Annotated in this window: 23 protein-coding genes; 5 read left to right on the top strand and 18 right to left on the bottom strand. The window is 42.9% G+C overall.

Annotation, left to right across the window (positions count from 1 at the left end):
• Positions 1-80: 80 nt before the first annotated feature.
• Entirely contained in the window at positions 81-1,313 is a 1,233-nt protein-coding gene (locus tag Ga0466249_RS19225) for an LL-diaminopimelate aminotransferase (RefSeq protein ID WP_215831103.1), read from the top strand.
• 35 nt (positions 1,314-1,348) lie between these two features.
• On the opposite strand, the gene Ga0466249_RS19220 is transcribed toward Ga0466249_RS19225, so the two are convergent.
• The gene (locus tag Ga0466249_RS19220; protein ID WP_215831102.1) at positions 1,349-2,116 is read right to left on the bottom strand and encodes an HD domain-containing protein; all 768 of its coding nucleotides are present in this window, start codon (positions 2,114-2,116) and stop codon (positions 1,349-1,351) included.
• A gap of 121 nt (positions 2,117-2,237) precedes the next feature.
• On the opposite strand from Ga0466249_RS19220, the gene mgsA reads away from it, so the two are divergent.
• A complete protein-coding gene (gene mgsA, locus Ga0466249_RS19215) occupies positions 2,238-2,615 on the top strand; it encodes a methylglyoxal synthase (RefSeq protein ID WP_215831101.1) in 378 nt (125 codons plus the stop codon).
• A 95-nt stretch (positions 2,616-2,710) separates the two neighbouring features.
• Here mgsA and Ga0466249_RS19210 read toward each other — a convergent pair whose 3' ends face one another.
• From Ga0466249_RS19210 to Ga0466249_RS19185, 6 genes are all read right to left on the bottom strand, one after another.
• Complete coding sequence (locus Ga0466249_RS19210) at positions 2,711-3,151, bottom strand: universal stress protein (protein WP_215831100.1); 441 nt, start codon at positions 3,149-3,151, stop codon at positions 2,711-2,713.
• Between the two features lie 50 nt (positions 3,152-3,201).
• Positions 3,202-3,750: a gamma carbonic anhydrase family protein gene (locus tag Ga0466249_RS19205; RefSeq protein WP_215831099.1), complete on the bottom strand. Its 549-nt coding sequence runs from the start codon at positions 3,748-3,750 to the stop codon at positions 3,202-3,204.
• Between the two features lie 133 nt (positions 3,751-3,883).
• The gene (locus Ga0466249_RS19200; RefSeq protein WP_215831098.1) at positions 3,884-4,801 is read right to left on the bottom strand and encodes a type I phosphomannose isomerase catalytic subunit; all 918 of its coding nucleotides are present in this window, start codon (positions 4,799-4,801) and stop codon (positions 3,884-3,886) included.
• 14 nt (positions 4,802-4,815) lie between these two features.
• Positions 4,816-5,448 carry a PAQR family membrane homeostasis protein TrhA gene (gene trhA, locus Ga0466249_RS19195; RefSeq protein ID WP_215831097.1) on the bottom strand — a complete coding sequence of 211 codons (633 nt, stop codon included), beginning with the start codon at positions 5,446-5,448 and terminating at the stop codon, positions 4,816-4,818.
• A gap of 29 nt (positions 5,449-5,477) precedes the next feature.
• On the bottom strand, positions 5,478-5,672 hold the full coding sequence (locus tag Ga0466249_RS19190) for a YwbE family protein (RefSeq protein WP_215831096.1): 195 nt from the start codon (positions 5,670-5,672) through the stop codon (positions 5,478-5,480).
• A 54-nt stretch (positions 5,673-5,726) separates the two neighbouring features.
• Positions 5,727-6,431 (bottom strand): MBL fold metallo-hydrolase, encoded by a 705-nt coding sequence (locus Ga0466249_RS19185; RefSeq protein WP_215831095.1) that lies wholly within the window; start codon positions 6,429-6,431, stop codon positions 5,727-5,729.
• A gap of 258 nt (positions 6,432-6,689) precedes the next feature.
• On the opposite strand from Ga0466249_RS19185, the gene Ga0466249_RS19180 reads away from it, so the two are divergent.
• On the top strand, positions 6,690-7,142 hold the full coding sequence (locus tag Ga0466249_RS19180) for a hypothetical protein (protein WP_215831094.1): 453 nt from the start codon (positions 6,690-6,692) through the stop codon (positions 7,140-7,142).
• Between the two features lie 40 nt (positions 7,143-7,182).
• Here the strand turns inward: Ga0466249_RS19180 and Ga0466249_RS19175 are convergent, their stop codons facing one another.
• Positions 7,183-8,205: an alpha-hydroxy-acid oxidizing protein gene (locus Ga0466249_RS19175; protein WP_215831093.1), complete on the bottom strand. Its 1,023-nt coding sequence runs from the start codon at positions 8,203-8,205 to the stop codon at positions 7,183-7,185.
• A 151-nt stretch (positions 8,206-8,356) separates the two neighbouring features.
• On the opposite strand from Ga0466249_RS19175, the gene Ga0466249_RS19170 reads away from it, so the two are divergent.
• On the top strand, positions 8,357-9,526 hold the full coding sequence (locus Ga0466249_RS19170; RefSeq protein WP_215831092.1) for an iron-containing alcohol dehydrogenase: 1,170 nt from the start codon (positions 8,357-8,359) through the stop codon (positions 9,524-9,526).
• Positions 9,527-9,588: 62 nt separating this feature from the next.
• Here the strand turns inward: Ga0466249_RS19170 and Ga0466249_RS19165 are convergent, their stop codons facing one another.
• From Ga0466249_RS19165 to Ga0466249_RS19140, 6 genes are all read right to left on the bottom strand, one after another.
• The gene (locus tag Ga0466249_RS19165; RefSeq protein WP_215831091.1) at positions 9,589-11,139 is read right to left on the bottom strand and encodes a DUF4127 family protein; all 1,551 of its coding nucleotides are present in this window, start codon (positions 11,137-11,139) and stop codon (positions 9,589-9,591) included.
• Between the two features lie 121 nt (positions 11,140-11,260).
• Positions 11,261-11,980, bottom strand: a complete 720-nt coding sequence (locus tag Ga0466249_RS19160; RefSeq protein ID WP_215831090.1) for a hypothetical protein — start codon at positions 11,978-11,980, stop codon at positions 11,261-11,263.
• A gap of 105 nt (positions 11,981-12,085) precedes the next feature.
• Positions 12,086-12,736, bottom strand: coding sequence for an amino acid ABC transporter permease (locus Ga0466249_RS19155; RefSeq protein ID WP_215831089.1), 651 nt, complete (start codon positions 12,734-12,736; stop codon positions 12,086-12,088).
• Positions 12,733-13,368 (bottom strand): amino acid ABC transporter permease, encoded by a 636-nt coding sequence (locus tag Ga0466249_RS19150; RefSeq protein WP_312889807.1) that lies wholly within the window; start codon positions 13,366-13,368, stop codon positions 12,733-12,735. Before Ga0466249_RS19150 ends, Ga0466249_RS19155 begins: the two co-directional genes overlap by 4 nt.
• A 35-nt stretch (positions 13,369-13,403) precedes the next feature.
• Complete coding sequence (locus Ga0466249_RS19145; protein WP_215831087.1) at positions 13,404-14,216, bottom strand: transporter substrate-binding domain-containing protein; 813 nt, start codon at positions 14,214-14,216, stop codon at positions 13,404-13,406.
• Positions 14,217-14,250: 34 nt separating this feature from the next.
• Positions 14,251-14,976 (bottom strand): amino acid ABC transporter ATP-binding protein, encoded by a 726-nt coding sequence (locus Ga0466249_RS19140; RefSeq protein WP_215831086.1) that lies wholly within the window; start codon positions 14,974-14,976, stop codon positions 14,251-14,253.
• Between the two features lie 377 nt (positions 14,977-15,353).
• Between Ga0466249_RS19140 and larAH10 the strand changes: the two genes are divergently transcribed.
• A complete protein-coding gene (gene larAH10, locus Ga0466249_RS19135; protein ID WP_215831085.1) occupies positions 15,354-16,649 on the top strand; it encodes an NPN-dependent 2-hydroxyacid racemase, LarAH10 family in 1,296 nt (431 codons plus the stop codon).
• Positions 16,650-16,733: 84 nt separating this feature from the next.
• On the opposite strand, the gene Ga0466249_RS19130 is transcribed toward larAH10, so the two are convergent.
• The 4 genes from Ga0466249_RS19130 to argF form a co-directional block, all read right to left on the bottom strand.
• Complete coding sequence (locus tag Ga0466249_RS19130) at positions 16,734-16,994, bottom strand: arginine repressor (RefSeq protein ID WP_215831084.1); 261 nt, start codon at positions 16,992-16,994, stop codon at positions 16,734-16,736.
• Positions 16,995-16,996: 2 nt separating this feature from the next.
• On the bottom strand, positions 16,997-17,935 hold the full coding sequence (arcC, locus tag Ga0466249_RS19125) for a carbamate kinase (protein WP_215831083.1): 939 nt from the start codon (positions 17,933-17,935) through the stop codon (positions 16,997-16,999).
• 35 nt (positions 17,936-17,970) lie between these two features.
• Entirely contained in the window at positions 17,971-19,392 is a 1,422-nt protein-coding gene (arcD, locus tag Ga0466249_RS19120; protein WP_312889804.1) for an arginine-ornithine antiporter, read from the bottom strand.
• A gap of 66 nt (positions 19,393-19,458) precedes the next feature.
• Complete coding sequence (gene argF / locus Ga0466249_RS19115) at positions 19,459-20,460, bottom strand: ornithine carbamoyltransferase (protein WP_215831082.1); 1,002 nt, start codon at positions 20,458-20,460, stop codon at positions 19,459-19,461.
• Positions 20,461-20,474 lie beyond the last annotated feature (14 nt).

The raw sequence follows: 20,474 nt of genomic DNA, 5'->3' as shown, positions 1-20,474 counted from the left end.
CAATCAATAAAAAATGCAAAATTCCCCTGTTTGTTGTATAATCTAATCATTGCTGATAATTTTGAAAGGAGCATACAGGCATGGCTACAATTAATGAAAACTACTTAAAATTACCTGGAAGTTATTTATTTGCGGAAATCGCTCGGAAGGTTAATTACTTTAAAGAACAAAATCCCTCCGCGAACATTATCCGCTTGGGTATTGGCGATGTAACCCTGCCACTCCCGCCGGCAGTGATTGCAAGCCTGCATGACGCTGTTGACGAAATGGCCAATGCAGATACTTTCCATGGCTATGGACCCGAGCAGGGTTATACATTTTTAATTCAAAAAATCATTGACACAGACTATAAACCACGTAATATTCAGCTCGATGTTGATGAAGTATTCGTAAGTGACGGATCCAAAAGTGACACAGGAAATTTCCAGGAAATTTTTGGTGTAGACAACACCATTGCCATTACTGATCCCGTTTATCCCGTTTACTTAGATACCAATGTTATGGCAGGGCGTACAGGCGAACTCGTAAATGGCAAATTTGGTAAAGTACTTTATCTCACCTGTAACCAGGACAATAATTTTGTACCTGAATTGCCTAAGGAAAAAGCCGATATTATTTACATATGTATGCCAAACAATCCGACTGGCACGACCTTGACAAGAACTCAACTAAAAACTTGGGTCGAATATGCCAAGAAAAACGGCTCTATTTTACTCTACGATGCAGCCTACGAAGCTTATATTCAACAAGACGATATTCCCCATAGTATTTATGAAATCGAAGGCGCAAAAGATGTTGCCATAGAATTTCGCTCTTTCTCTAAAAATGCCGGATTTACAGGAACTCGTTGCGCCTTTACTGTCGTACCCAAAAGTGTCAAAGCTAAAACCGCTTCAGGAGAACTCTATCCTCTAAATAGCTTATGGAATCGACGTCAAACAACCAAATTTAATGGTGTCCCTTATATCATTCAGAAGGGCGCAGAAGCTGTTTATTCAGCTAATGGTCAAAAACAAATCAAAGACCTTGTCAGTTATTACATGACAAATGCTAAGGTTATTCGTGAAGGACTGACAAGTATCGGTCTTAGTGTCTATGGTGGCGTAAATGCCCCTTATATCTGGTTAAAAGTTCCACAAGGACTCGACTCTTGGGCCTTCTTTGACAAACTGCTTGAAGAAGCACATATTGTCGGCACCCCAGGATCAGGCTTTGGTCCGGCAGGCGAAGGTTACTTCCGTCTCACTGCTTTTGGTAGCCAGGAAAGCACGGTTGAAGCCATCGAACGTATAAAAACACGTTTAAAGCTTTAACAAAAATAGGCAGTAGTTAAACTACTGCCTATTTTTTATTCTTGCTGGACTACTATCTGCTGTTCTGATTTACGTTGCATATAGTCATGGAGTTTTTTCTTAGCCTCATGAAACTCAGCCTCATCAGGCAAATAATTAAAAATAACATTTACGTAATTTTTCGCTAAAATCTGCTGGATTGTCCATGAATAATTTATGTCATAAATCCACATCAATCGCACTAACTTGCGATCATCAGGAGTTTTCATAGCTGTATAGAGAGACTGCCCCCCTGTAAGCAGCTTATCAAGCAAACTGGGTGTACAACCGTCCGGAGTCGGCGGCGTTAACATCGGTTGCAACACACGGTAAATATCCAATTTATCAGCATCACGAATGATCTTAGCAAACATTGCTTGCCTCGTCGTGGCTGTGCTTGGAATGCCTACTGCATTATGATAGGCAATCGCAAATTGAATCATTTCCTGTTCGTCAGCAGAAAAACGCTTTAACCAGCCAAGTTCCTGCAATTCCGTTAAGGCCAGCTGAGCATGATTGGTTGAAATAACATCGTTAAAAGTACGATACAAAGTGTATTGCTTAAATCGTCCCAAATCATGCAGCAATCCAATTGCTTGACAAAGAAAGTTATCATAAACCGTAAGACCTAGCACTTTCGCTAGACTTTGGCAATGCTCAACAACCTTTTCCGTATGCACAGCTTTCATATCCATATGCAGCTGAATATCGGAATTGTCGGACTGAAACTGGTGTACATAATCCAAAAACTTTTCCGTCAGATCCTTTAACTCTAGTTCTGTCATTATTATCCTCCCTATCCTATTCTTATTGTAACGCCAAAGATCCGAGTGGTAAAGTGCTTTACTCTGCTATCAACATTTAGTAAGATATAGGAAGAAGATACATTTCGAAGGAGAGATAGGAATGAAAACTATTGCACTCATTGCTCATGATCGAAAAAAACAAGAGATGTTGGAATTTGTAAAGAAGCACCAAACCATCCTAGCTAAATATCAGCTTGTTGCAACAGCTACAACGGGTCACATGGTAGCAGAAAACACAAATCTCGCTGTTACAACCTATTTATCCGGTCCATTAGGCGGAGACCAACAAATTGGTTCAAAAGTCGCTTGTGGTGTTATAAACTTAGTCGTTTTTTTACGTGACCCTTTAACAGCCCAGCCTCATGAACCCGATATTACGGCGCTCCTCCGGCTATGTGATGTTCATAATGTACCCCTTGCAACAAATCTTACAAGCGCTCATTTATTGCTCAAAGGATTTGATGCACAAGAAGCCTAACAAAAAAGTGCTGAATATATTTAGTATATTATAAAAGTAAGTCCTCATCAGTTATATGATAAGGACTTTTTTTATACCCTTATATGCTTTTCAGCCTACTTGATCACCATTACAGGAACAGGCAAGTAAGTCACTAATTTATGTGCGACACTGCCTACAAGTAATCCTTCAAAACCACCTAACCCGCGGGTGCCACAAATGACCATATCAGCGTTACAAGATTGAACATAATGCAGAATTTCATCAACAACATTTCCAAATAACGTTTCCGTTGTAACTTGTAACTTCTTTTCTTCGCAAAAAGCTCGAGCTTCAGCTAGTTTTTCACTAATTTCCCTTTCTGCTAACTCTTTCAAGTCCTCCGAAAAACAGACACCTGCGTAATCCACTCCCACTAAGAGAGAAGACGGCACAAGCACCATTACAACATGAATAGCAGCCTGTGAAGCAACTGCGAATTTACTTGCCCAGTCTAACGCCTTTTTACTATGCTCAGAACCGTCGTAAGCAACGACAATTTTTTTCAAAGTAATCATATCACCACTCCTCTGCCGAAATGAACTCTCTAGCCTATTACTAAACGCATTTACACAATTTTTTCGCCATGGTACCTCTCACCGTCAGCATCAGGCAAAACACCATACCGCTCCGTCCACAAGGTTTTATATTTAATGGCTTGAGCATGGATGCTATCAGCCTCTTCAACTGTTGATTTAACAATTTTTCCTGGTAACCCAACAACAAGGGAATAAGGCGGAATAACTTGTTTTTCTCTCACAAGGGCTCCAGCAGCAACGATACTTCCAGTACCAATAACAGCACCGCTAAGTACAATAGCCCCCATACCAATAAGGCAATGATCCTCAATGGTACAGCCATGAAGGATGGCGTTATGTCCTACTGTCACATAATTGCCGATAAGTGTCGGAAAATCATCTGTTACATGGACAACACTATTGTCTTGCACGTTGCTATATCGGCCAATCTCGATTCGATTCACATCGCCCCGAACGACTGTATTAAACCAAATACTGCTAAATTCTTTCATTTCTACGGCACCAATGACCTGCGCTCCATCAGCAATAAAGGTCTTCTTGTCGAGCGTGGGAAGCACTCCTTCAAATTCCTTTGTCATATACCCTCACCCTTTCCATGATATCTCAACGTTCTATTGATAGTATTCACACATTATCCAGCAAAATCCTGCATATCAAACAAAGCCCATCCATTTCACTAGAAAACAAAATCTTTCATCCTGGTTCAAACATTTATATAATTTTCAAACATTCCACATTACCCCGGACACGAAAATCACCCAAACAAGCCGGAATAAGCAGTGTATCACCCGGTCCTACAGGCTCACTGCCAGCTCTAGACAAAATCGCACCACTGCCAGATATAATACACAAAACAACAAAATGATCGGCTGTAAAACAATTCAATTCGCCCTGAACAGATACTTTCTCCATAGTAAAATAGGGTGATTTTAAAATAGACCGTTTAAATGAAATCGCTTCTTGTGAATGAAAATGAATAACACTTAGCGCTTTATCCACAGCAAGTGGACGTTTCTTGCCATCGGCATCCACACGATCATAGTCATAAATGCGGTAAGTAGTATCTGACGTTTGTTGAACTTCATACACGACAACGCCGCCACACAAAGCATGAACCTGACCTGCCGGTACATAGATCATATCTCCCGTTTGAACAGGTACCTTATGAAGCACTGCAGCAATATTCTCATTCATGGCCTGCAAAAAATTCTCTTTCGTTAGACCCGGCTCTAGTCCATAAATAATTTCAGCATCGGGTGCCGCTTGTACAACATACCAAGCCTCTGTCTTTCCTTGGCCCGATTCCATGCGCTGCGCAGCTTCATCATCAGGATGAACCTGCACAGAAAGTTTATCATTAGCATCTAATAATTTTACGAGCAAGGGAAAAGCGGCTGGGCCTTCATAGTGACTACCAAAAATTTTCCCGGGTTCTCGCGCCGTCAACGCATTCAGTGTTTGACCCGCATAACAACCGTTTTTGATAATACTTTGGCCGTTGTCATGACTGCTAAGTTCCCAGCTCTCACCTGTTTTATTTGTAGGCAAATTTCTGCCAAACAAAGACTGAAATTGATTGCCGCCCCAAATGCGCTCTTTATAAATAGGAATAAATTTCATTGGATACATAATATGTCCCCCCCTTAATCAATTACGGCAATTGGCAATACATATAAAAATACAGCAATAAAATGGGCTGCACTACCAGCAAGAACAAAAACATGCCAAACAGCATGATGATAAGGAAGGCGATGATACAGATAAAAGATAGCACCCACTGTATAAAACAAGCCTCCACCAACTAGCCAATAGAAACCGGCAGCAGGCAACACAGCCATCAGCGGTTTAATGACAACAACAGCAAGCCATCCCATCAACAAATAACCAATCGTTGAAAAAATCTTGAAGCGCTTCACAAAAAAGATCTGAAAAACGATGCCGCCAGCGGCAATCGCCCACACGACCGTAAAAACATGCCAGCCCAGCTGCCCGTGAAGCGTCACAAGGGTAAAGGGAGTATAGGTACCAGCAATAAGTAAATAAATGGCCGAATGATCAATAATTTTAAAAATATATTTCAACTTTTCATTAGAAAAACTGTGATAGAGAGTCGAGGCCAAATAAAGTAAGACTAACGACACTCCATAAATTCCAAAACTAACTTGATGCCACAAATTTCCATGAACATAAGCCGCAACAACAAGAATAATCAAACCAATAAATGACAATGCAGCTCCTACACCATGAGTAATCGCATTTAATAATTCTTCTTTCATAGCCCCTCCAAACAAATTTTGACCTGTAATTAATCCAATATTTCCTGAACTCGCCCCACAATGCCATTATCCAGCCGAACCTTAATACCTCGAGGATGAATAGCACTGTTGGTCAATATATCTTTTACAATGCCCTCTGTTAACTGCCCGGTCCGTTGATGTGGTTTTTGTACAATTTTTACTCGCTTACCTGGCATAATATTTTTTCGCTCTGTACCTGTCATAACAATTCCTCATTTTCCATCAATTTACTTGCCTTTTTTATGACTCACTTAATCTCATTTTCGCCTAAGTTTCAGTGTGGCACCTGGCACTGCCGGACTCCACACAGGAACTGGCATCCCTGTAGCCGGAAAATCGGCTGGTGCTGTCCACACTTCACCACAATCATGCATGGTCACAAGCTGCTTCACATTGACTGTTAAACAAAATTGCTCAACCCCGAGTGTTCGGTATTCAGCTAACCGACTATCAACAGGGAAAAAAGCAATGTCCAATGCGACTCCAGAAAGCCGCTTCAATTCTTGCTGAAAAGCGGCGGCAGCAGCATGATTATTCTCATCTGTGTCACCCTTCCAGTGCCACCAATTAAGATCCCCGGCATGAAAAATTCGCCAGTCATCTGCTTCAACATAAAATGAAAGCCCCTCATCTGTCGAACCATATGTCACTACTTTCAGGCCTGAATGCTCTTTCTGCTCATACGGCCTCATATACACAATCTTGTCACCTGTTATCCCCGACAATCCACCAGACTGTTCAATATCATCACTCAGATAATATTTCTCCACATCATGAGCCCACTTACTAATCTTGGGGTTAAAATGATCGCCATGCTTGTGAGAACAAAACACGCTTGTTGTTTTCCCAACGACTCGGAGGGGAAAAACACTTGCTGAAGGATCTTGATAATAATCAAAAATCAATCGATGCCGTTCTGTTTCTACAACAAATCCGCTGTGCTGTAAATAAATAATCTTCACATAAATTCCTCCTGTTAAAGATTCAATACATCCATTGATCTTATGCAACCTTCACTCATTATTTTACACTAAATCTATTACCCCCACAGAAGGAGAAGTCCCGCCCCATTCTTTCACGCTTGTACGCTACCTTTTATTTTATTATACTACACTAAAATAAAAATTATCTAGAACAGTCAAAAGATTACGCAGGACTCTCATAAAAAAAAGCAGAATAATAATGAAAACAAATTACATTTTACTAAAGGAGGTTTTCCCATGCAACGAATAAAAAAACTACGCCGCAATATCATTGTCTCTGCTTTACTAGCCAGTCTGCTCTTCATGCCCCTTGTACCAACAACAACTTCCGCTTTTGGTTTTGGGAGTCTTTTTAAAGTCGCAGGAATTGGCTTTTTAGTGGATCGGTTTGCTTCACCGCTGAACGACTTTATCAATAGCTTGATGGCAAAACACAACGCTGGAACTTCCTACGCTACCAAGGTCGTTCCAATCTTAACGGTAGGTTCTAACAGCTACATCGGTGCAGCCCAGGTAACAGGAAGTGAAGATCTAGTGGCACAGACGCAAGCTGTACTCCAGCTTGAAGGCGACTTCAACGGCGGAACTTTCCGAGTCAAAGGATTAATTCCTATTGACAGCAAAAACCCCCTGAATTTTTCTCGCGTTCAAGGTGTCGGCATTTCAGCGATTATTGACGTACGTACCTAATAAAACAATGCCTATCACAAAAAGTGATAGGCATTGTTTTTTAATCAGACAAACGAATAATGGTCGGTGGAACCCCCTTGACATCAGCCGTTCCTGTCAAAATCATGGCCGCCTGTAGTTCATTTTTAAGCCGTTCCAAAGCAAACGCCACACCATCACTACCGCCGCCCACTGCTGCCTTAGCAAGAAACCTTCCAATAAGTACGGCATCCGCTCCCAAAGCAAGCATTTTCAAAATATCAGCGCCCGTCTGAATGGCACCATCAACAAAAATCTTCACTTTTCCCTTCACAGCCTGACTAATTTCGCCAAGCACCTCTGCTGTCCCCGGCGTATGATCCAAAGCCCGCCCACCATGATTAGATACAACGATAGCATCTACGCCTGCTTGATAACAAGCCTCTGCTTCATCACCTGTCATAATTCCCTTCACAATAAATGGAATTGTTGTATGTTGTTTAATATATTTTAGTTCAGATAAACTTTTCGGCCCTACTGCCTGTCCGGCCCGTGTCATATTGACTAAGGCAGCCGCGTCAATATCCATGCCGAAGGCTAATGCTCCCGCTGCTGCGGCCTGCTGAGCCAAAAGAACAATTTGCTTCGGTTCACGAGGCTTAATAACAGGAATCACCCGTCCTTTTTCATTCTCTAATGCCGCTAAGCCTGCAGCAAAAATTTCCGGTTTCGGACCATCGCCAGTCATAGCCACCACACCCGCCTTAGCACAGCCTGAAACAATGGCAGAAACATAGTCTGCTTCACTCATGGCACCTCGCATATTGAGCGAAATCCCACCAATCGGCGCAGCAATGACAGGTAGTTCCAGCGAAAGTCCCAACAATGTTACAGCCAGGTTGGGTACGTTCACAGCATGAATCGTACGCAAATTGAATTTCACATCAGCCAATGCCTTTACATTATTAGTAAAACTAGTCCCTGTTCCAAGACCTCCCATGCCAGGCACCTCTCCAGCACAAACAATGCCATTACACACCCGACAAACACGGCAAGCGCCATTAAAATTTTTACGCGCACTCTTTTGCAATGTATCCCAATCCATGATCATATCCCTCCGTCCTATTTGTACAGAGTAATATTCGCTATTTTAGATAAAATAACCTTGTAAAACCATTGACACCATGATTGTCCCATTGTAAAATAAACTCATAAACAGTTTGTGAAAAAAATAACGAGAAAAAGGGTGGGTTATGATGAGTAGATTTACAATCCCTAGAGATGTTTATTTTGGCAGAGGCTGTATGACAGAAGTATTAGAAGGCTTAACAGGTAAAAAAGCCATTGTTGTAACAGGTGGAAGTTCCATGCAAAAATTCGGTTTCTTAGACAAGGTCGTTGCCAGTTTAAAAAAGGCCAACATGGAAGTAAAACTCATTGAAGGCGTTGAACCGGATCCTTCCGTAGAAACCGTCTTTAAAGGCGCACAAACGATGCGCGAATTTCAGCCTGACTGGATTATCGCACTAGGTGGCGGCTCTCCCATTGACGCTGCCAAAGCCATGTGGATATTTTACGAACATCCTGAAACTACTTTTAATGATGTCAAAGATCCCTTCACTGTCCCCTTGCTGCGCAACAAGGCACGGTTTGTTGCCATTGCTTCGACAAGTGGAACAGCAACAGAAGTAACTGCTTTTTCCGTCATTACTGACTATAGCACCAAAGTAAAATATCCTTTAGCTGACTACAACTTAACACCTGATATTGCCATCGTCGACCCTGAACTTGCCGAAACGATGCCGCCAAAACTCGTTGCCCATACAGGGATGGATGCTCTCACACACGCCCTTGAAGCCTATGTCGCCACAGCGCGTTCACCCTTTACCGATCCCTTGGCCCTGCAAGCCATTCTTATGGTCAAGGATAGCATCTTAAAGTCCTATGAAGGCGACCATGACGCCCGTGAACAAATGCATATGGCTCAATGTCTGGCAGGCATGGCTTTTACAAACGCCCTTCTCGGCATTACACACAGTATGGCCCATAAAATCGGTGCGTTGTTCCATATTCCTCATGGCTGTGCCAATGCCATTTTATTGCCTTATGTCATTGAATTCAATCAAAAGGTTTCACTGAAAGACTATGCCAAAGTTGCAAAAGATATGGAACTGCCCGGATCTTCGGCTGAAGAACTTGTAGCGAGTCTCATCCGTTTCATTCAGGATTTGAATAAAAAACTCGCCATTCCGGCGACCCTCAAAGAAGCAGGCGTAACAGAGGAACAATTTACTGACAATGTAAAATTCATTGCCGAAAATGCTGCTAAAGATCCTTGTACAAGCTCAAATCCACGTCAGGCAAATGCAGATTTACTAGAAAAAGTATTGACGTGTGCCTTTAAAGGTGAAAACGTAACTTTTTAACCGATAAATTCTCCTACCATAACAAAAACTGTCTGGGAAATCATTCCCAGACAGTTTTTTTATTACGAAACTAAATTAATTTTAATTTCAAACAATCGATTCCAAGGAAAAGAAATCTTCACTTTTTTCGGATCCATCCATAGATATTGCTTAGTAAATAATTGCTCTCTCTCCTCAGCCTCACGAACCATCACTGCTTGAGAATTATCAAGAAACTGCGAATTGCCACCCAACTCATATAACTTTTGCTGCAATTGACTGCGAATATTCGCCTGATAAGCCCAGTCATCAAGATAGCGCACAGCTAATAATTGCTGTCTGCCTTTCTCTGTCATACTGCCTGCCATCATCCCCTGGGCCACCGCATATCCTACCGTATTACTCGCTGTATTCCAACCCGAATAAGCACTAATCTTATCAAGCAATTGCTGTTTCGCTAATGAATTCATCAAAGCATTATCAGCACCATTAGCAAAAGCAATATCAGCAACAGCGACCTGCCTGCCTTGAATTAAATCCGACTGAATCTGAGCCGTTTGCATCCGTGACGAAACATTATCCAATACCTGATTCTTCATTTCATTTGCTTCATGAGTTATGCCATCCATAGGAGTATTGACAGCCAAAATCAAATCGGGAACTTTGGGATTAAGTAATACAATACCGCCTGCAGCCACAACATGATCCCGAATAGTACCCGCAATGGGCTGATCTTCATACGAAGGAATAGTAGTGCCGCCGGTACCTGGTGCATAATCAATACGCACAAATGGAAGCTGCCCGGTTAAATTATTATAGGCCCGAGCCAATAATACCATGCCCAACTGGTCCGTACCGGGAAACGCCCCAAATATACTAGCCGGTAACTCAGCTCCATCCTTTTGAAGAATCCGCCACTCATGTTGCGACTGTGAATAAACAGCCGTATCGTCCCGTCCCATAATGACATAATCAAAAACTCCCGTTTTCGCCATTGTAATAATTTGCCGATTAATGTCCAAATTTTTATTGCGCCGCTCAAACCAATCTGTCAAATACTCTTGTGGAATCTCAGCCTCATCTTTTTGCAAGGATTGCCGTTCCTGTGCCGAAAGGCTGTTTCTTTCCGCCTTGTCTTGCAAAGCCGTTAGCTCAAAAATCCGCGGCCCGTATTCTTCATAATAATCCGGCTCCACACCGCCCGCACTCATTCTTGGGGATCGCATAATCGTACTGAAAACATAGAGCTGCGCCCCAAAACTCCGTTCCTTAATTGTCTTAAATCTCTCTAAACGTTCCTGCAGTATGCTCAAATCTAAATGATGCACACGCGAATCAACAAGCCCGCCATAAATAAGCGAATCTGTTGACAGAACCAGTGCATCAGCCTGCTGACAATGATCAAATACCCACTGCCATAGTTTTTCAGGATCTCCCTGATGAGCGCGACTGGCTAAATATTCTGCCGGGGGTGTCAATATAGTCAACCCAGCCGCCTGCGCTGTATCAACTGTATAGTCCAAACTGACGGGTCGATCATCAATTGGCACATATAAAATCGTTCCAGCATAGGCAAAAGAAAACGGTACAAAACAAGCAATAAAAAAAATAACGCCACTAATCCATTTTTTCATATCATCAAACCTCATGTTTTATTCAAATTCAACAGTTCATGAATACACTTCCAATAAGTTATTATTATACCACTTGTCAGCCAATTTTTGAATTACAAAGCAATAAAATTTCTTGCAAACATCACTTTAATCGCGATAATACACTGAGTTCTCCCCCCACTTCCTGCTCCAATTCAGCAAGCATAGCCAGTGTCATATGTCGCGCATTGGCCATTTTCCATGAACAAAACTCTTGACAAAGTTGAATTTCATGAGACTTTTGATGATAATTTGTGTGATTTTTTTTATCATAAAAAGCTTGAATCATTTTATCTAAGTAAACTGCTTGTATGTTCTCCTGCGATAAATTTTGCGGAGCGTCCTCTAAGTTACAAAATTTTTTCTCATAATAAATCATTGGATGCTCTAGACCGAAAACAGAACAAACAAGCTGGTGCATAGCGATTACATCGAGCCCGAATTTTCGGCAAAAATAATGATCCATCTCTAGCAGCTTCCCTAAATAATACAAAACATACCCTTGCGTCAAATAAGCCACCTGACTCACTTGAGCATGCTGGGCATCATCAATGAATGAACACACACGTTGATTGGACTCATTAGCAAGAAATAATTCTTCAAACAAGGTCTGAGGAATCTCAATAAGCCAATAGTAAAATAAAGCACGTGTCTTCCAGTCTATTATCTGAAGAATAGGCTCCGTGGAGTAAGTAAGAGACTCGATTAAATCAAAATGAATCCTTTCCTCTGTAGAATATAGGAAAGGGCGAAAAAACAATCCCAAACCACTCCGTGTCAAAAATATTTTTAGTAAACTATTTTTCCATATTCCTCTGGCCATATTCTCACCCGATTCCAACGTAATTTGGAAAGGACTTGGTGCAAAATGCCTAAAAAAAGACCTGCTAAAATAGCAGGTCATCATTGACTCATATTATTTATCTAATTAATAGCTACGATAGAGCAGTTTTTTTTGATAATTCCGTGCAACAACGGACAAAGAATAATTCAAAACAAAGTACGTCAGTGCAATCACCCCAAACAAGGAAAACACCTGTGCCGTCGTACCGTATTTCCCCATAATAATCATCCCTTTGCCTGTCAAATCCTCAATTCCTACAGCCCAAACAAAAGAAGTGTCCTTAATCACTGTCGTAAACTGAGAAACAAGCGGTGGAATCATATTCCTGAGTGCCTGAGGTAAGATAATATAAAGCAGAGTCTGAACTTCACTCAATCCTTGTGATTTTGCTGCCTCCCATTGCCCCTTATGAATAGAATTTAACCCGCCACGAACAATCTCAGCAATAATGGCTGACGTGAAAACAGTCATCGCTAGAACGCCAGCATTGAGCGGCGGAAGATTTGTCATAAAACGAGCAGCTAAAATAAACAGCAAGAGGGGTGTATTGCGGACAATTTCAATATAGATCGTAGCACCCTGGCCCAAAACCGGATAATTTGAAAATCGTGCAACACCTAAAATAATGCCGAACAACATACTTAAAATAATGGATGCCACTGCAATATAGACAGTCGTGAACAACCCTTGACATAGAAACACCAATAAATCAATCTGAAACAATTCTTGAATCATAACGACACCTCCAACTTGCGTTCGAGACGTCGGGCATATCTAGCTAAAGGCATGCATAGCGACAAATACAATAGACCTGTTACGACATAAGCCGGACCGTAATAAAGATTATTACTCGACCAAGAATCAGCATGATACATCAAGTCGCCGCCAGCAACCATAGCCAATACAGAAGTATTTTTAATCAAACTCACCGCCTGATTCGTAAGCGTTGGCAATGCAATACGCTTGGCCTGCGGCAACACAACATGCTGCATGGCACTCCAGTAAGACATGCCTTGTGAAGTCGCCGATTCAAGCTGACCACGCGGAACAGCTTGAATGCCGGCACGAATAGCCTCAGCAACATAGGCACCATGATAAACGCCTACACCCAAAACACCCACAGTAAATACAGGAAGCATAATACCCAGATGAGGTAGTCCATTAAACAGGAAAAAAATTTGAATGACTAGGGGAGTATTTTGAATAAACTCAACATAAATCCGACTGCACAAGCGAACCTTTTTACCCTCCGCTGCCCCTAGCACACCAAAGAAAACTCCTAAAGCCAAAGCCAACAACAGTGCAAGCGCCGACAACAGAATTGTCATGCCAAACCCTTCCGCAAAAACTGGCCAGTCGCGTAACACTGCTGCCCATTTAAAACCTGCGAACGGTCCGGGCACTATTTAAGACCCCACTTTTGGATAAGTTTATCAAGCTCGCCGGATTGTTTCATTTCATTGATCGTGTCATTGACGATTTTGGCTAGTGCAACATTGCTCTTTTTAGAAGCAACACCATATTTTTGCGGGTCATAACGATCGTTCAAAATTACCGTCGAATCATCTAAATAACCAAACAGAATAGCACCATCAACAGAGAAACAATCGACACGTCCGGAATCCAGGGCAGCTTTAATCTCCGGATAAGTACCGAATTCCAGGAACGAAATTTTAATTCCAGCTTTATCAGCAGCATCTTGAATCGCTTTCTTTGATGTTGCACTCTGAGCCACGCCAATTTTTTTGCCATTTAAATCCTGCAAACTTTGTATCCCGGAACTTTTCTTAACAAGCAAACCCACACCATCGGTAAAATAAGGATCAGAAAAATTATAGCTTTGCTTACGCTCATCCGTAATCGTAAATGTAGCAATAACTAAATCCACTTCACCATTATCAAGCAAAGGTCCTCTGGTTTTCGCTGTAACCCCTTGAACATCAATTTTATTTTCATCACCCAGTATTTTCTTAGCCAGGGCTTTGGAAAGATCAATTTCCATGCCTTCAACTTGACCTGTTGTAGGATTTTTAAACCCAAACTTCGGTACATCCAGCTTGACCCCAATCTTTAAAGTACCCCGATCTTTAATAGCTTTAATATCCGGCGCGGATGCAGGGTCCGTTGATTCCGCCTTAGGCGCTTCACCACATCCGGAAAGTAACAACATCGATAAAGTTATCATGCCTAAAAACAGGCTTATTATTTTTTTCATAATAGCTTATCCTCCTTATTATTTCAGCTTTATTTTAACGAATAATCCGGCTTAAAAACAGTTGTGCACGATCATTCTCAGGAGCGTTAAAAAAGTGTTCCGGACTTCCCTGTTCCAAAATTTGACCGGCATCCATAAAAATAACACGATCAGCAACCTGACGGGCAAAACCCATTTCATGCGTCACAACAACCATAGTAATGCCTTCTTTCGTAAGATCGATCATAACATCTAAAACTTCTTGAATCATTTCAGGATCGAGTGCCGAAGTTGGTTCATCAAATAACATGACTTGCGGTTTCATATTGAGCGCTCTTGCGATAGCCACCCGTTGCTGCTGTCCACCTGAAAGTTGAGCCGGATAAGCATCGGCTTTCGCCTTTAAACCTACTCTATCCAAAAAAGCTAACCCACTTTCTGCTGCCTCATCTTTGGAAACACCCTTCACAAGTGTTGGTGCCAAAGTCAAGTTCTCCAAAACCGTTTTGTGTGGATAAAGATTAAATTGCTGAAAAACCATGGCCACTGATTCACGTACTTTTCGAATGGGTGCTTTGGGTTCAGTAAGTGTCACCCCATCAACAACAATCGTACCAGTAGTCGGTTTTTCCAATAGATTCATACACCGAATCAACGTACTCTTACCTGAGCCGCTGGGGCCGATAACAACGACTTTCTCACCACTCTCAACCTTCAGATCGATGTCTTTTAATACATGAAGTTCCCCGAAATATTTTTGAATTCCAACCAGTTCAATCATTGTTCCCCCCCCTTCCTCAACATGAAATAACAAATAACCAATAAATAAAACATAACTACAACTTCGCTTGCCCCCTAAAAAACAAAAAACTCTCTTACAATGCCCACGGCATCACAAGAGAGTCAACATTGGCTCTAAAAATGTTTTGTTTTTAGGTAAAAGCAATTATAAAGGTTATTAGTAATATAACATCATTTAAACATAGTTTCAAGCACTTTTTTGATGAAAATGCTCACCTGTAGCAACAAATATTGTATACAATATTACACATTATTGTTGACTAAACGTATTATTTTTGTCATAATGTATAGTACATTATAAAATTTATCTGCGAGACAACTACTAAGTTCCGCTACATTATAGGAGGAAGTACCCTTATGGCAACAAAGACAATCAATTTTGGTTTTGGGGACACATCTTTTGCTGTTACCCTGCCGCAAGAGAAAATCATTTACGAAATTGAAGGAAAACCAGCACAAGCCATCATAAATGTTCCTGAAGCTATTCAAGAGGCCCTAAAAAATCCCATTGGCTCAGCCCCACTACAAGAAATCGTTAAACAGGGTGACAAAGTCGTCCTTGTTGTCAGTGATATTACACGAGGTTGGATTCAATCTTCCGTCTTCCTTCCTATATTATTAAATGAACTGAATTCCGCGGGCATACCTGATCAAGATATCGCTATTGTCATTGCGCTTGGTAGTCACCGTCCCCATACCGAACAAGAAAACCTTGCTGTCTGTGGCGAAGAAGTTTGTCGCCGTGTAACCATCCACATGCATAACTGCCTCGACGAATCCCAACTTGTCTATATGGGAACAACCAAGCGTGGAACACCTGCCTACATTAATAAACATGTTGCCAACGCCGACAAAGTTATCTTAACAGGCGGCATTGTATTTCATTTACTCGGCGGTTTTGGCGGTGGACGCAAAAGCATTATGCCTGGCGTAAGCGGCAATGTAACCATTCAGACCAATCACAGTCTGGCCCTCAATGCCCAAGTAGGCCATGGTGCCAATCCGGATTGTATGTCAGATAAGCTCACAGGCAATCCCTTTCATGAAGATATGACTGAAGTTGCAGCCTTTGTAAACCCTGATTTTCTATTCAATGCCGTCTATACACCGGAAGGAAAGTTCGCACAATTTTTTGCCGGACATTGGTTAAAAGCCTGGGAAGCGGGTTGCCAAAAAGTTGAAGAAATCTATGGCATCCCCATTACGCAACAAGCTGATCTTGTTATTGCATCCGCTGGCGGTTTTCCAAAAGATATCAACTTATACCAAGGATCAAAAACAATTGATAATGCCTATATGGCTGTCAAACCCGGCGGCGTCATGCTGTTATTTATGGAATGCCGCGATATTGCAGAACCTGCTGAATTTAGCGACTGGTTCCAGTTTAAAGATTCTCTTGAATTTGAAAAAGCCGTACGCGCCAACTTTACCATTCCAGGCTTCATTGCCTTTAAATTATCGGAAATTGCCAAAACCAATACAGTCATTGTTGTAACCAAGCCAGAAAACGCGGATTTTATTCGCAAAACAGGCTACATTCCCGCTACAAGTGCCGACGAGGCCCTCGCTCTTGCTAAAAAAGCGCTAGGCAAAGAAGAGTTTACCATTACCTGCATGACACATGCTGCCAATACAGCACCACTGCTTAAATAAACAGCAGCTGTAAATAAACCATCTCATATTCGCCCAAACAGCAAAAAACCGCTATGCGTGGATTCATAGTGGTTTTTTGCTGTTTTAACTATCCTGATCGAAAGCGAATAACAGCTTCCGTAATCGGGCAGCCACCTCTTCCGCTATACTTGCTGATCGAACAGCTACGAAGACCGTATTCACATCAGCGATGGCGCCAAGCACCTCCGGCCAATGGATCGCATCAATGACATACGCAACAATCCTTGCCGAAGCCGGTAATGTTTGAAACACAATCAAAGTGCCACTACATGAAATAGAAAGAATAGCTTCCCGGACAATCTGGCGGTATCCCTTGGCTCCCATCGCTATGGAATCAGGAGTGTTCCGCTTTTCCCCTTTAAGGCATCCATCCCCTTTTCTAGCGACGCAATGATGGCCTGCCGCCCCTGTTTTGATTCGACAAACTTCACGGCGGCCCTCACTTTCGGCAGCATACTGCCTGGCGCAAACTGACCTTCCTGAATATAACGCTCAGCTTCATTGGTCGTCATCACATCTAAATTTTTCTGATTCGCCTTGCCGAAATCAATGGCCACCTTGTCCACAGCCGTCAAAATCAGCAGCATATGGGCTCCCAAATCCTCCGCCAATTTTTCTGCTGCCAGATCCTTATCAATCACAGCCGCTACCCCGCTTAGACCATTCCCGCCCGTTTCGACAACAGGAATACCGCCACCGCCAGCCGTAATGACGACTTGTCCATCACTCACCAAACGACGAATCGTATCAAGCTCCACAATCTTTTGCGGCTCAGGCGAAGCGACAACGCGCCGATAGCCTCTTCCAGCATCTTCTACCATAACGTAGCCTTTTTCTTCCTGTAAAGTTTTGGCTTCATCCGCTGAATAGAACGGTCCAATGGGCTTGGTTGGCTGCAAAAACCCCGCATCTTCACGCTTGACAACGACTTGCGTAAGCACCGTTGCCACGGGTTTATAAATCTGCCTGTTTTTTAGCTCGTCCCCTAAAGCCTGCTGAATATGATAGCCAATCATGCCTTGACTCATAGCCCCGCAAACATCAAACGGCATAGCTGGCGTCACGTCTTTGGCAACTTCATTTTGTACAACGAGTCGCCCGACCTGCGGTCCATTGCCATGGACAATAATAAGCTGATGGCCTTGTTCAATCATATCCGCCAAATAGCCGGCCGTCTCCTTGACCACCTCTAACTGCGCCTGGGCTGTAGCCGGTCTCCCTTCTTGCTGCAAAGCATTTCCCCCTAAGGCCACAACTACTTTCACTGTTCATCCTCTCCTCTGTTTAGCTGCTTTACACTCTAAACTAAATTGCCTGTCGTCATCATGATCAAAGCTGTAATTCCTGCAACCAACAACAAAGAAGCCAGGATTTTTTCCGCATTCAAAAATATTTTCTGCCCTTTTTCGTGCTTGGTCCGAATAAATACACCGATTCCTACAGCATATAAAATAGTCACCATGAGGATATACTCCAGCCCTGCCGCATAAATGAGCCAAGCGGCATACACACTGGACAAACTTGCCAGGATCAGGTCTTTTCCTCGCCCTCTGGGATTTTCAGCATAGGTTTCGCCTGTCACAACAAGTTTCAAGGCATATAAACCGCTGAATAAGTAGGGAATCAAGATGGCCGAACTGGCAATGGAATAGAGAACCTGATAGGTACTGCTAGAAAACAACGTAATAAGCAAAGCCGTTTGAACAAGCAGATTGGTAAAAAGCAGTGAATGAACAGGCGCTCCCTGCTGATTCTCTTTGGCAAATACTTTGGGGAACATGCCGTCTTTAGCCGCCACATAGGGAATTTCCGCCGCCAGCATGGACCAGCCTAGAAGCGCCCCAAGCAAGGAAACGACCAGTCCCAAATTAATGATCACAGCCCCCCAGGGACCCACAACGGATTCCAGAACATACGCCATCGACGGCGTATCGAGTGACGCCAAGTCGGCTTGTTTCATGACTCCCAGTGACAGCACCGAAATCAACACATAGATGGTCAGCGTCCCTACCAACCCGATCACTGTAGCCTTACCGATGTCTTGTCGTTTTTCGGCTCGGCCTGAAATAACAACGGCCCCTTCAATACCGATAAATACCCATAGAGTAATAAGCATGGTACTTTTAACCTGATCAACCACACTGCCTAAGTCCGCACTGGCCTGTCCCCAAATATCAAGGGAAAAGATGTCCACCTTAAAAGCAATAACCAAACAAATCAAAAATACAAAAATCGGAACAAGCTTGGCAATGGTTGTAATAACATTGATAAAGGCCGCTTGTCTGACGCCGCGGCTAATTAACAATTGAATGGACCAAATCAAGAGTGATGCTAAAACAATGGACAGGCCATTGTTGCCCTTCCCTAAAACAGGGAAAAAATAACCGAGAGCGCCAAACATCATCACGGCATACGATACATTGCCCAAGAGAGCGCTCAGCCAGTATCCCCAAGCCGAATTAAACCCCATGTAATCGCCAAAACCAGCCTTGGCATAACTATAAACGCCGCCGTTCAAGTCCGGTTTTCGCATGGAAAGGTTCTGATAAACAAAAGCCAGTGAAACCATGCCCATACCGGTAATCAACCAGCCAATGATAATAGCTCCCACACCGGCTCCTTTCGCCATATCCGCCGGCAAAGCAAAGGCCCCGCCACCGATCATTGAGCCTACAACTAATCCAATCAGTGAAAACAAGCCTAACTTTTTATCCTCTCCCACTGTGCACATTCCCCTTTCTATTCCAGCAACGATGGCCCATCGGGCCATCCTGCTGAAATCACTGTCTTATGCGCCTAACGTTGCCACCATCACCGCTTTAATCGTATGCAAGCGATTTTCCGCTTCATCAAAAACCACCGAGTGCTGTCCTTCAAATACGTCATCGCAAACTTCCATTTCCTTTAAGCCGAACTTGTCAAAAATCTTCTGGCCTGTCATCGTAGCCAGATTATGAAAGGATGGCAAACAATGCTCAAAAATCACCTGTTCATTGCCTGTAAACTCAATCATTTTCTGATTCACCTGATAGGGCTTGAGTAATGCAATTCTTTGCTCCCATACCTCATCAGGCTCGCCCATGGATACCCAGACATCGGTGTATAAAACATCGGCATTTTTAACGCCTGCTGCGATTTGATCGGTAAGGATCAGCTTGGCCCCCGTAGTTTCGGCCACTTTCCGGCACTTTTCCACCAAATTGTCAGCAGGAAATAACGCCACAGGCGAAACCATGCGAAAATCCATCCCGAGTTTTGCAGCCCCGATCATGAGCGCGTTAGCTACATTATTTCGGCCATCCCCGACATAAACAAAAACCATTTGGTCATAAGGCTTATGAAGATGTTCCTGGGCCGTTAAAAAATCGGCTAGCACCTGCGTCGGATGATCCGCATCGGTTAAACCGTTCCAGACAGGAACGCCGGAGTATTTAGCCAAATCCTCGACAATGCTTTGTGCAAAGCCCCGATATTCGATACCGTCATACATGCGTCCCAGCACCCGTGCCGTATCGGCAATGGACTCCTTCTTCCCCATCTGGCTGCCTGTCGGTCCCAAATAAGTCACATGAGCGCCCTGGTCTAACGCAGCTACTTCAAAAGAACACCGGGTCCGCGTCGAATCTTTTTCAAATAAGATAACAATATTTTTCCCCTTCAGCCGCGGCTGTTCCGTTCCCGCATATTTCGCCCGTTTTAACTCCCGCGCCAGTTCCAGGAAATAGCGAATTTGCCGTGGAGAAAAATCCATGAGCGTTAAAAAATTTTGATTACGTAAATTAAAAGCCATTTTCTTCATCTCCC

The organism is Pelorhabdus rhamnosifermentans, from assembly GCF_018835585.1.
GTDB classification, from domain to species: domain Bacteria; phylum Bacillota; class Negativicutes; order UMGS1260; family UMGS1260; genus Pelorhabdus; species Pelorhabdus rhamnosifermentans.
This window is presented reverse-complemented; position numbering and strand designations above follow the sequence as displayed.

Coding starts and splice junctions, on each gene's coding strand:
- Ga0466249_RS19225 (WP_215831103.1), top strand. CDS start 81: ATGGCTACAATTAATGAAAACTACTTAAAATTACCTGGAAGTTATTTA.
- Ga0466249_RS19220 (WP_215831102.1), bottom strand. CDS start 2,116: ATGACAGAACTAGAGTTAAAGGATCTGACGGAAAAGTTTTTGGATTAT.
- mgsA (WP_215831101.1), top strand. CDS start 2,238: ATGAAAACTATTGCACTCATTGCTCATGATCGAAAAAAACAAGAGATG.
- Ga0466249_RS19210 (WP_215831100.1), bottom strand. CDS start 3,151: ATGATTACTTTGAAAAAAATTGTCGTTGCTTACGACGGTTCTGAGCAT.
- Ga0466249_RS19205 (WP_215831099.1), bottom strand. CDS start 3,750: ATGACAAAGGAATTTGAAGGAGTGCTTCCCACGCTCGACAAGAAGACC.
- Ga0466249_RS19200 (WP_215831098.1), bottom strand. CDS start 4,801: ATGTATCCAATGAAATTTATTCCTATTTATAAAGAGCGCATTTGGGGC.
- trhA (WP_215831097.1), bottom strand. CDS start 5,448: ATGAAAGAAGAATTATTAAATGCGATTACTCATGGTGTAGGAGCTGCA.
- Ga0466249_RS19190 (WP_215831096.1), bottom strand. CDS start 5,672: ATGACAGGTACAGAGCGAAAAAATATTATGCCAGGTAAGCGAGTAAAA.
- Ga0466249_RS19180 (WP_215831094.1), top strand. CDS start 6,690: ATGCAACGAATAAAAAAACTACGCCGCAATATCATTGTCTCTGCTTTA.
- Ga0466249_RS19175 (WP_215831093.1), bottom strand. CDS start 8,205: ATGGATTGGGATACATTGCAAAAGAGTGCGCGTAAAAATTTTAATGGC.
- Ga0466249_RS19170 (WP_215831092.1), top strand. CDS start 8,357: ATGAGTAGATTTACAATCCCTAGAGATGTTTATTTTGGCAGAGGCTGT.
- Ga0466249_RS19165 (WP_215831091.1), bottom strand. CDS start 11,139: ATGAAAAAATGGATTAGTGGCGTTATTTTTTTTATTGCTTGTTTTGTA.
- Ga0466249_RS19160 (WP_215831090.1), bottom strand. CDS start 11,980: ATGGCCAGAGGAATATGGAAAAATAGTTTACTAAAAATATTTTTGACA.
- Ga0466249_RS19155 (WP_215831089.1), bottom strand. CDS start 12,736: ATGATTCAAGAATTGTTTCAGATTGATTTATTGGTGTTTCTATGTCAA.
- Ga0466249_RS19145 (WP_215831087.1), bottom strand. CDS start 14,216: ATGAAAAAAATAATAAGCCTGTTTTTAGGCATGATAACTTTATCGATG.
- Ga0466249_RS19140 (WP_215831086.1), bottom strand. CDS start 14,976: ATGATTGAACTGGTTGGAATTCAAAAATATTTCGGGGAACTTCATGTA.
- larAH10 (WP_215831085.1), top strand. CDS start 15,354: ATGGCAACAAAGACAATCAATTTTGGTTTTGGGGACACATCTTTTGCT.
- Ga0466249_RS19130 (WP_215831084.1), bottom strand. CDS start 16,994: ATGGGAGCCAAGGGATACCGCCAGATTGTCCGGGAAGCTATTCTTTCT.
- argF (WP_215831082.1), bottom strand. CDS start 20,460: ATGGCTTTTAATTTACGTAATCAAAATTTTTTAACGCTCATGGATTTT.